General features: G+C 76.5%; 4 protein-coding genes. 3 read left to right on the top strand and 1 reads right to left on the bottom strand.

Translation table 11 applies throughout. The annotated features are described in order from the left end of the window. Positions 1-1,472, bottom strand: a 1,472-nt coding sequence (locus AWW66_RS29595; RefSeq protein WP_067373304.1) for a bifunctional 3-(3-hydroxy-phenyl)propionate/3-hydroxycinnamic acid hydroxylase, incomplete at its 3' end; no start/stop codon positions are given. A gap of 438 nt (positions 1,473-1,910) precedes the next feature. On the opposite strand from AWW66_RS29595, the gene AWW66_RS29590 reads away from it, so the two are divergent. From AWW66_RS29590 to AWW66_RS29580, 3 genes are all read left to right on the top strand, one after another. Further along, entirely contained in the window at positions 1,911-5,519 is a 3,609-nt protein-coding gene (locus AWW66_RS29590; RefSeq protein ID WP_067373301.1) for a DUF6603 domain-containing protein, read from the top strand. A gap of 2 nt (positions 5,520-5,521) precedes the next feature. Next, the gene (locus tag AWW66_RS29585) at positions 5,522-7,735 is read left to right on the top strand and encodes a hypothetical protein (protein ID WP_157528135.1); all 2,214 of its coding nucleotides are present in this window, start codon (positions 5,522-5,524) and stop codon (positions 7,733-7,735) included. 19 nt (positions 7,736-7,754) lie between these two features. Then, a partial coding sequence (locus AWW66_RS29580) for a hypothetical protein (RefSeq protein WP_211272150.1) occupies positions 7,755-10,328 on the top strand: 2,574 nt, incomplete at its 3' end.

The following is a 10,328-nucleotide window of genomic DNA, read 5'->3' as shown; positions in this document are numbered from 1 at the left end:
GGCGCCGGCCGCTCGGACCCCGGCGGAGCGGGCAGCGCCGCCACCGGGGTACCGGCGGGGTGCACGGCGACGAACCGCACCGGCAGCCGGTGCCGGCGCAGGTCGCCCGTCGGCACCGCGCCGGGCCGCCCGAGCACCGCGAAGCCCGCGCCGAGCGCCGCGTCGAGCAGGTGCGGCGTGGCCGAGCCCCGGGTGCCGACCCTCGGCTGGGGGAACATCGTGCCGACCGCGCCGTCGCGCCGACCGCCGGCCAGCAGGCCCTGCTGGTACGCCGGCTCCGGCTTGAACTCGAAGTGCCGGACGTACCGGCGCACCCGGGACACCGTCTGCGCCGCCCGCAGGGCCACGTCGCGCAGCCACGCGGCCCGGCGGCTGCCGGGCAGGAACAGCCGCGCCATCCGGACGCTGGCGCGCGCCATCGCCACGGTGTGCGGTCGCCGCTCGACCTCGTACGTGTCGAGCACCGCCGGGTCGGCGGCGCCGGAGAGCACCAGGGACAGCTTCCAGGTGAGGTTCGCCGCGTCCCGCAGGCCGCTGCACAGGCTCTGCCCGAGCAGCGGGGGCATCTGGTGGGCGGCGTCGCCGGCCAGGAAGACCCGGCCCCGGCGCCACTGCCGGGCGGTGCGGTGGTGGAAGGTGGACACCAACGCCCGGGTGACCGTGAACCGGGCCGGGTCGACGTACGGCTCGACCAGCCGGGCGAGGCTCTCCGGCTGGAGCAGGTCCGCCTCGATCTCGCCGGGGCGCAGCATGAACTCCATCCGGTACCCGCCCCGGGCCCCCGGCGAGACGAACGCCGGCCGCCGCCAGTCGCAGACGAAGGTGGTGTGCCCCACCCGGACGGCGTCCCCGGTGACGTCGCCGGTGACCGCCAGCCACGCCTGGGGGTAGCTCGCCCCCGACAGCGGGATCTTCACGGCCGTCCGGGTGGTGCTGCGCGCCCCGTCGCACCCCAGCACGTACCGGGCCCGCACCGGGCGGTACCGCTGGGTGACCACGTCGCGCACCACCAGGTGCACCGCGTCGTCGTCCTGCCGCAGGGTGACCAGCTCCACGCCGAGGGCGAGCTCGACGTGGTCGAAGCGGCGCAGGCCGCCGCGCAGCGCCTGCTCCACCGACGGCTGGTCGAAGAAGTGCAGCGGCGCGTGCCCGTACCCGAAGTCGACCTCCGCCAGGTCGACGGTGGCGAAGACCCGGCCGGCGTGGTTGACGTAGTCGACCCGCGACGGCTGGTGCAGGTCGCCGACGATCTGGTCGAGCAGCCCCGCCTGCTGGTAGATGCGCAGGGCCTCGTCGTCGCAGGAGAACACCCGGGGCTGGCGGTGCGGCCCGGTGCTCCGCTCGACGACCAGCGTCCGCACGCCCCGGGCGCCGAGCAGGTTCGCCGCCAGCGCCCCGACCGGGCCGCAGCCGACGATGACGACGTCGACCTCCTGGACCGCTTCGTGACCCGGACGCTGGGCTGAACGCATGGAGTGACCCTTTCGAACCTGACTGTCCTGGCGCGGCACCGTGCCAGGACGCGACCACGACACCACCGCGGTGTGGAGCGGGCGTGGAGGTGCCGTGCAGACCGCGTGGAGATCACGGGTCGCCCGGGTCACCGGCCGCCGGATCTTACGATGCGCCGGACGTCCCGGGTGCTTGTCGTCCAACGGGCCGGATCCCTCACCCCTTCGGCTGGTCCGGCCGTGTCCCGGGCGGACGGGACGCCTGTCCCTGGTGTCTGGGTCCGCCGTGCGAACAGACTCGCCCAGCGCCGTTCGGCCAGCCACCGACAGGAGTTCGACCATGCCGCAGAGGTGTGCCGTCGCCATGCCCGACAGCACCAGCCCGCCGGACCGGTGTCCCACCGCCGCCACGAGATCCGGTGTGGACGACCGGTTCCGCCGCGTTGGACGGTGCCACCCATGACCCAGCCGGTACAGGCGATCCTCGTCCAGCACGCGGTCGCGCTGCTGCGTCCCCTGACCGCCGCGGCCGGCGACGCCCAGGCCCGCGACCGGCTGCTGCAGGGCATGGGCTGGGACGTGTCCACGCTCACCGGCTTCGACCTCCCCGCCTTCGTCGACGCCCTGGTCCGCTGCCGGGACACCGTGGCCCGGGTCGCCGCCCGGATCGACGCGGGCCTGGACGACCTCGGCGACGCGGCGGCGTGTCTCACCGACATCCGCGCCGCCGTCACGGCCGTCGTGGACCTGCTCGACGGTTGGCGGCCCCCGCCCACCCCGGGCGCGCCGGGCCGGCCCGCTCCCCCGCACCATGACGCCGACCCGTACCTGCTCTTCCTCACCGACCTGTTCGGCTACCTGCTCGACGCCCATTTGGCGCTGTACGCGCCGAACCTGCTGGTCGCCCTCGACATGCTCGGCGTACGGCGGCTGGTCACCGCCGCCGCGCCCGTCACGATCGGCGGCCGGCAGGCCCGGGACCGGCGGGAGCGGCCCTTCTTCACGGTCGACCCGCTGGGCCGGCTGCTGGCCGACCCGGTGGGTGTGCTCCGGGACCGGCTGTTCGGGCCGGCGGGCCCGCCCACGCTGCCCGCCGAGATCGCCGACGCCCTCGGCGAGCCGCTGGTGCGGTGGCTGACCGGCCTCGGGGTGCCCGCCTCGTACGGCACGCCGGGCGTGGACTCGGCCGGGTCGGAGCTGACCCCGGCGCAGCGTGACGCCGCCCGACGCCTGCTGCACCTGTCCTGGTCGGCGCCGGTCGGCACTCCCGACGAGCCGGACGCCGACCCGGACGTCGACCCGCGGGGACAGGCCACCCTGCACCTGGCCGCCGGGCTGGCCCGGGACACCGCGCAGGACCCCGTCGACCCGCCGCTGGCCCTGGTGCTCGCGCCACAGGGGACCCTCGACGCCACCGTGGAGCACGGCCAGTGGACCGTGGCGAGCCGGCTCACCGGCCTGGTCACCCCGGTCGTGGTCACCCGGGACGGCGCGCGGTTCCGGCCCGCCGACGGCTCCACCCCACCCGGTGGGGCCGAGCTGACCGGCGCGGTCGAGCTGCGGTACGCCGGCCCCACCCCCGGCGAGCCGGCCCTGCGCCTCGGCGCCCCGGACGGTACCCGGCTGGAGGTCGACCAGTTCCGGTTCGCCGCGCAGGGCCGGCTCACCGCCACCGGACCGACCGGTGACCTCGTCCTGAGCCTGGACGGCGCCCGCCTGCTGATCGCACCGGGCGACGACGGTTTCCTCGCCGCGGTCCTGCCGCCTCACCCGATCCGGATCGAGCTGGACGCCGGGCTGCGCTGGTCGCCGGAGCGCGGCCTCACCCTCACCGGCGGCGGCGGGCTGGAGTCGACCCTGCCGGTCGGCGCGACCTTCGGCCCACTGCACGTGGACCACGTCACCGTCGGGGTGCGGGCCGGCAGCACGGGGCTGCCCGGCGGCGGCGTCACCGGCCCCGTCGGCACCGCCGGGGTCGAGGTGCGGCTGACCACCGACCTGACGGTACGGCTCGGCCCGGTCACCGCCTCGGCCACCGGCCTCGGGCTGCGGGCCGCGCTGACCCCGGCCGACGGCGCCGGCACGCTCGGCCCGGTCGACGTGGACCTGGCGTTCCTGCGGCCCTCCGGGGTCGGCATCGCGGTCGACGCCGGGGTGGTCACCGGCGGCGGGTTCCTGCTCGCCCAGGACGACGACCGGTACGGCGGCGTCGTCCAGCTCAGTTTCCTCGGCCAGTCGCTGTCCGCCGTCGGCCTGCTCGACACCCGGATGCCGGACGGCTCCCCCGGTTTCTCGCTGCTCGTGCTCATCTCGGTGCGGTTCCCCCCGGTCCAGCTCGGGTTCGGTTTCGCGCTCACCGGCGTCGGCGGCCTGATCGGCGTCAACCGGGCGGTACGGGCCCAGGCGATGCGCGACGGGCTCGCCGACGGCGCGCTGGACACCGTGCTGTTCCCGGCCGACCCGATCGGTAACGCCCCCCGGTTGATCCGGGACCTCGACCGGTTCTTCCCCACCACCGTCGGCCAGCACGTGGTCGGGCCGACCGTCGAGCTCACCTGGGGCGCGCAGGGCCTGCTCACCGCCCGACTGGGCCTGTTCGTGGAGTTCCCGACGCCGGTGCGGGTGGTGCTCGCCGGCCAGCTGCGGATCGCGCTGCCGCCGGGCCGCGCCGAACCGGTGGCGCTGATCCAGGTCGACCTGGTCGGGGCGCTCGACTTCGGCGAGCGGACGTTGGCGATCGACGGGGTGCTGCGCGACTCCCGGCTGGCCGGGTTCACCCTGACCGGGCGGATGGCGGTCCGCGCCAACTGGGGTGACCGGCCGTCGTTCCTGGTCTCGATCGGCGGGTTCCACCCCCGTTTCCCGCAGCCGGACACCGTGCCGGCGCTACAGCGACTGACCCTGTCGCTGGGCGACGGCAACCCCCGGCTGCGGCTGGCGTCGTACCTGGCGATCACCTCGAACACCGTCCAGTTCGGGGCCCGCCTGGACCTGTACGCCGGGATCTCGGTCCCGATCGTCGGCACCTTCGCCATCGCGGCGGTGCTCAGCTTCGACGCGCTGATCGTGCTCGAACCGCTCTCCTTCGCCATCGACATCTACGCGATGGTCGCGCTCACCTGGAACGGTGACCCGATCCTCGCCGTGGAGCTCGCCGGCAGCCTGACCGGGCCACGCCCCTGGCGGGCGGTGGGGCGGGCCAGCTTCACCTTCCTCGGCCGGCACTCCATCCGCTTCGACGTCACCGTCGGCAAGCGCCCCGCCGTCGCCCCGCCGCTGCGGGTGGACCTCGCGGGCAAGGTCCGCACGGCCCTGGCCGACACGGCGAACTGGACCGCCGAGCCGCCCACCGGGTCCGGGCCGCTGGTCACCCTCGCCGAGTCGGCCACCGCCGACACCGAGGTCCTGGTGCACCCGCTCGGGTCGCTGACGGTCCGGCAGAAGGTGGCCCCACTGGACGTGACCGTCGACCGGTACGGCACGGCGGCGCTCACCGGGGAGGTGCGCCGGTTCACCGTCGGCGCCGTCACGCTCGACGGCGCCCCGGCCCGGTCGACGCCGGTCGACGACCTGTTCCCCCCGGCGGAGTACCTCGACATGGACGACATGGAGAAGCTCTCCGCGCCCTCCTTCGAGCGGTGGGCGTCCGGCTTCCGGGTCGACGACTCGGCGCTGACCCTGCCCCCGGCGCCGGCCTGGCGTCTGGTCGCCGCCCGGACCGAGGACGAGATCGTCACCCGTACCCCCGACGGGGGCCCGACCGGGCCGACCGTGACCCGGCCGATCCCGGACGACCGGATGAAGGTCCAGGCCGGGGCCGGCGCGGCGGCGGTCAACGGGGCCGGCGCGCAGGGCGCACGGGCCTTCGCCGGACCCGCCTCCGACATCGGCCTGGCCGAGCCGTTGTACGCGGTGGTCACCGCCACCCCGCCCGCCGACGGCACGCTCGCGGTGCTCACGCCGACCCGACCACCGGCCCGGTACGCCGAGGCCCGGGAGGCGCTCGCCGCCCAGGGGGCCGGCGGGGTTCTCAAGCTCATCGAAAACGACGACGTCCCCCGGGAGTGACCGTGTCCTCGACCTACCATTTCCTGCCCTGGGCCAGGGAGGGCCTGGCCAACCGGCTCCGCGCGCCGAAGCCCGACGAGGACCCGCGCCGTGGCCACGTCACCGTCACCGCGACGCTGAACGAGCACTCCCTCGGCGAGATCGCCGTCGCCATGCTCGGCCCCGGCGACGTGACCGGGCTCGCCCCGCACCAGGTGCTCCGCACCGACCCGCCGCCCGGCACGCTCGGCTTCGAGCCGGACCACTACCCCACGCTGGACCTCGACTCGCCGACCCTGCCCTGGCTGTTCACCCCGCTGCCCCCGGCCGCCGACCGGCTCCCCCCGTGGCTGTGCCTGGTGGCGGTCCGCCAACAGCCCGGGGTCCGGCTGCGCACGGACGGGCTGCGCAACACCACCGTGCTGGAGATCGGCGCGCCCGCCGACGCCCGGCTCGAACTGCCCGACCTCACCCACTCCTGGGCCTGGGCGCACGTGCAACTGGTCGGTGCGCTCGCCCCCGGCGAGTCCGCCGCGCAGGTGCTGCGCCAGGCCCCGGAGCGGACCGTCGCCCGGCTGGTCTGCCCCACGCCGCTGCGTCCCGACGCCCGCTACCACGCCTGCCTCGTGCCGACCTTCGCCGTCGGCCGGGCGGCCGGGCTGAACCTGCCGCTGCCCGACGACACCGGGCCGGCCTGGACGTCCACCGACCAGGACGTGACGCTGCCGGTCTACCACCACTGGGAGTTCAGCACCGGCGCCGGCCACAGCTTCGCCGACCTGGTCCGGGCGCTGCGGTTCCGGCCGGCCCCCGAGGGTGTCGGCCGGCGGCCGTTCGACCTGGCCGGCAGCGGGCTCACCGCCCCGGCCGGGGCGACGCCGCTGCCCGCGTTCGACGGCGCGCTGGTGCGCCCCGGCAGCGGTCACACCGACCCGCCCGCCTGGGTACGGCAGGCCCTCGCCCCGCTCGTCGGCACCGGGCCGGGCAGCGCCGCGCCCCTGTACGGCGGCGAGCACGCCGGCCGGCGGTCGGTGCCGGCGGGCGACGCCGGCTGGCTCGCCGACCTGAACCTCGACCCGCGGTACCGGGGCGTCGCGGGGCTGGCCGCCGCCGTCGTGCGGGACCGGCAGGAGGACCTGGTCGCGGCGGCCTGGCAGCAGGCCGGCGACGTGCGGCCGGTCAACAAGCTGCTGGCCGCCAGCGACCTGGCGAACACGGTCAACAGCACCCTGCACGCCCGCCGGCTCACCGGCCTGCCGGCCGAAGGGCTGACCCTGACCCAACTGGCGGCGCCGCTGGGGCTCACCGCCGGAGCGGGGGTGGTGACCACCACCGCGTACCGGCGGGTGAGCCGGCGACGCGGGCCGATCGCCCGGCGGGCCGCGCCACCGGCCCCGGTCACCGTCGCGCCGGCCGACGTGGCGGCCCTGACCAGCGCGCTCGAACCGGCCCGCACCGTCAAGCAGCGGGTGGCCAGCCGGCTCACCGGGGCCACCGGCACCGACCAGCCGGACCGGGTCCGGGTCGCGCCGGCCTTCCCGACCCCGATGGCCGGTGAGCTGGCCCGGCTCGCGCCGCAGTTCCTGCTGCCCGGCGCGGACCGGATCCCGCCGGACAGCGTGGTCGCGCTGGAGACCAACCCCCGCTTCGTCGCCGCGTTCCTCGCCGGGCTGACCGCCGAACTCGCCAGCGAGCTGCGCTGGCGGGACTTCCCGCTGGCCGACCGGGCCACCCTGTTCCAGCACTTCTGGGACCAGCGCGGCCAGGGCGGCGACGGTACGCCGGACGTGCCGCCGATCGACCAGTGGCCGGCCGACCGGCGGCTCGACAAGGTGGTCACCGGCGACGCCGCCCGCCTGGTCCTGGCGGTCCGGGGCGAACTGCTGCGCCGTCACCCGCGCACGGCCGTCTACGCGGTCCGCGCCGCGTCACGGACCGCCCCGGCGGACGAGACCGTCGCCGGCACCGTGGCGTACCCGATCTTCGGCGGCGCCCTCGGCACGGACCTGCGCTACTTCGGCTTCGACCTGACCCAGGACCAGGCGACCGGGCGGACGGACGGCCCGGGCTGGTTCTTCGTCTTCGCCGAGCAACCCACCGAGACCCGGTTCGGCCCACCCCCGACCGGCGACCCGCTCGCCGGCGCCGGGGTGACCGCCGCCGAGGTCGCCCGCCGCACCCTGCGGCTGCCGCTGCGGGTGCTGATCCACGCCGCCGACCTGCTCACCGCCGACTGAGGCCGGAGAACGAGACACCATGCCCGACATCACCACCGTGCCCACCGGTACGCCGATCGCCCTGTTGCCGTACCGGATCGAGACCCGGTACCTGCCCCGGTCCGGCGGCCAGCCCGGCGCCGACCTGCTGGTTCGGGTCTACCCCGACCAGATCCACTTCGACGCGCACGAGCCGGGGCTGACCCCGGTCGAGGCGCAGGCCCGCGACGAGTTCGTGGCCGCCGGTGGGCACGGTCCCGACCCGGACGATCCCGACGTGGTCTCCGCGTGGGCGCGGCTCGTCGAGCAGTTCGGCGAGACCCGTGCCGCCTGGCTCGCCCGGCGGCCCGCCGCCGGCGAGGGGTTCGGCACCCGACCGGCCGCGTGGTCCGAGCCGGTGCGCGCCCGCGCCCTGCCGGACCGCTTCGTGGTGCTCGGGTACCGCGCCAACCAGCTGGTCTTCCGGCACGAGGCCGCACCGGTCCCCCGGGACCTCGCGGTCAGCCCGCCGCCGGACGAGGCCGTCACGCCCGCGCCGCCGTCGCCGCCGGACGCCTCCGGGCACCGGCCGGACCCCGTCGACGTGCCGCCGGGCATGGCCTGGATGATCGACCCCGCCGAGGGCGAGGCCAACGGCATGTTGCTGCGGGTTCCGCTCGGCCCCACCCAGCTGGTCCTGGACCGGCTCGTGGTGCTCGGCGTCCGGGTCGAGGCCCGGCCGGGTGAGCCCGGCGGCACCGCCGGCGTGCGCGGCGCGGCCGACCTCGCCGCGCTGCTCACCGCGCACCGCTACACCGACGGGCTCGCGCTGGTCGCCCAGGGCACCCCGACGAACAACACCGACCGGGGCTCCTCCGGTCTCGGCGAGGCAGGGCTCGCGGCCACCACCAGCCGCCGGGAGCTCTTTCCCGACGCGGCCGGCGACGGCTCCGACGGCGCCCGGCTGGCCGCCGCCCTCGGCGTCCCCCGGACGGTGTTCGGCAGGGTCGAGGGGGCCGACGGGCGGGAGTCGCGCGACGCGCAGGCGATGAACGCCGCCCTCTGGCCCGCCACCTGGGGCTATCTGCTGAACGGCATCCTGACCAGCGTCGGTCTCACCCGGCTGGAGCCGTACCGGCGGCACTTCGTGGACTGGGTCCGGGCCCGGGGCCCGCTGGCCGCGCTCCGGATCGGCAACCAGCCGTACGGGGTGCTGCCGACCATCTCGCTCGACCGCTACCAGGCCGACCCGGGCGACCCCACCGGCGCCCAGGTCGCCAACCTCGTCCGCCGGCTGCGCCCGATCTGGCAGACCGCCGTCGCCGCCAGCCGGCCGGACACCAGGCCGGTGCTGGACATCCTCAAGCGCCGCCCGGTCTCCGACGGCTACACGGTGCGCGGCGTCTTCGGTGCCAGCCCGTGGATCGACACGGCGATCAGCTTCGAGGGACTCGACCAGGCCCAAGTGATCCGGCGGACCGTCGACGCCCGGGCCGAGCACGGGCAGATCAGCAGCACGTTGAACGTGCCGCCGTTCATGCCGTTCGACTTCATCAAGGCGTTCACCTCCGTGTCCGCCTGGGACGGACACCTGCCGACGGTCGCGGCCGACCTCACCCCACAGACCGTGGAGTGGCTCGCCGCCCTGCGGGCCCGGATGCTGGCCACCCTGCCCGCCGACGTCGAGGCCGGGGGCTGGCCGGGCAAGCCGGCCGACTCGGTGCTGTACCTGCTGCTGCGGCACGCGGCCCGGCTGGTCGCCACCGGCCCGGCCCCGGACGTGCGGGACTACCCGGCCCGGGGCCACTTCGGCGACGCCGTCGAGCCGCCGCCGCTGGACCGGTACGCCGAGCTGCTGGCCGCCCTCGACGACCTGGCCCGGCGACCGGCCACGGTGGTCGACCTGGCCGCCCGCGAGGCGCTGGACCTGGCCGGGTTCCGGCTCGACGCCTGGGCCACCTCGGTGGCCACCCGGCGGCTCGCCCGACTGCGCGCCGACCCGGAGGCCGGGCTCGCCCTCGGCGGGTACGGCTTCGTCGAGAACCTGGCCCCCGGCAGCCACGACGTCGCCGTACCGGCCGACCAGATCCCGCCCGGTGAGGCGCCCGGCCTGCTGCGCCGCGCCAGCGACGCCGGTTACCTGCACGCGCCGAGCGTGGCCCACGCGGTGACCGCCGCCGTGCTGCGCGCCGGCCACCTCACCCACGCCGAGGAGGCCGACGCCACCGGGACCAGCCCGTTCGCCCTGGACCTCTCCTCCCGCCGGGTCCGGCTCGGCACCGCCGTCGTCGACGGGCTGCGCCAGGGGCAGACCCTGGCGGCGCTGATCGGGTACCGGATCGAGCGGGCCCTGCACGACACCGGGCAGGCGGCGGTCATCCCCGCCCTGCGCCGGGCGGTCGCCGCGCTCGCCGGTCAGACCGGTGAGCAGGAGGTGGTCGACGGGGTCGCGCTGCTCACCGCGCACACCGCCGGGCAGCTCCGGTGGGGCGTCGACGGCCTGCCCCCGCTGGCCGCCGTCGCGCCGGCGATCGAGGTGGCCCGGGAGGCCGTCGACGCGGTCGGTGACCTCTCCGTCGCCGAGGCGCTGCACCACACGGTGCAGGGCAACTACCAGCGGGCCAGCGCGGCGCTG

Origin of the sequence: Micromonospora rosaria (assembly GCF_001567585.1) — a bacterium.
Lineage (GTDB): Bacteria > Actinomycetota > Actinomycetes > Mycobacteriales > Micromonosporaceae > Micromonospora > Micromonospora rosaria.
The sequence above is the reverse complement of the archived record's forward strand: the minus strand, read 5'-3'. Positions and strand labels throughout refer to the sequence as shown.

Excerpts from the sequence above, each read along its gene's own strand:
- AWW66_RS29590 (WP_067373301.1), top strand. The coding sequence starts at position 1,911 with ATGACCCAGCCGGTACAGGCGATCCTCGTCCAGCACGCGGTCGCGCTG.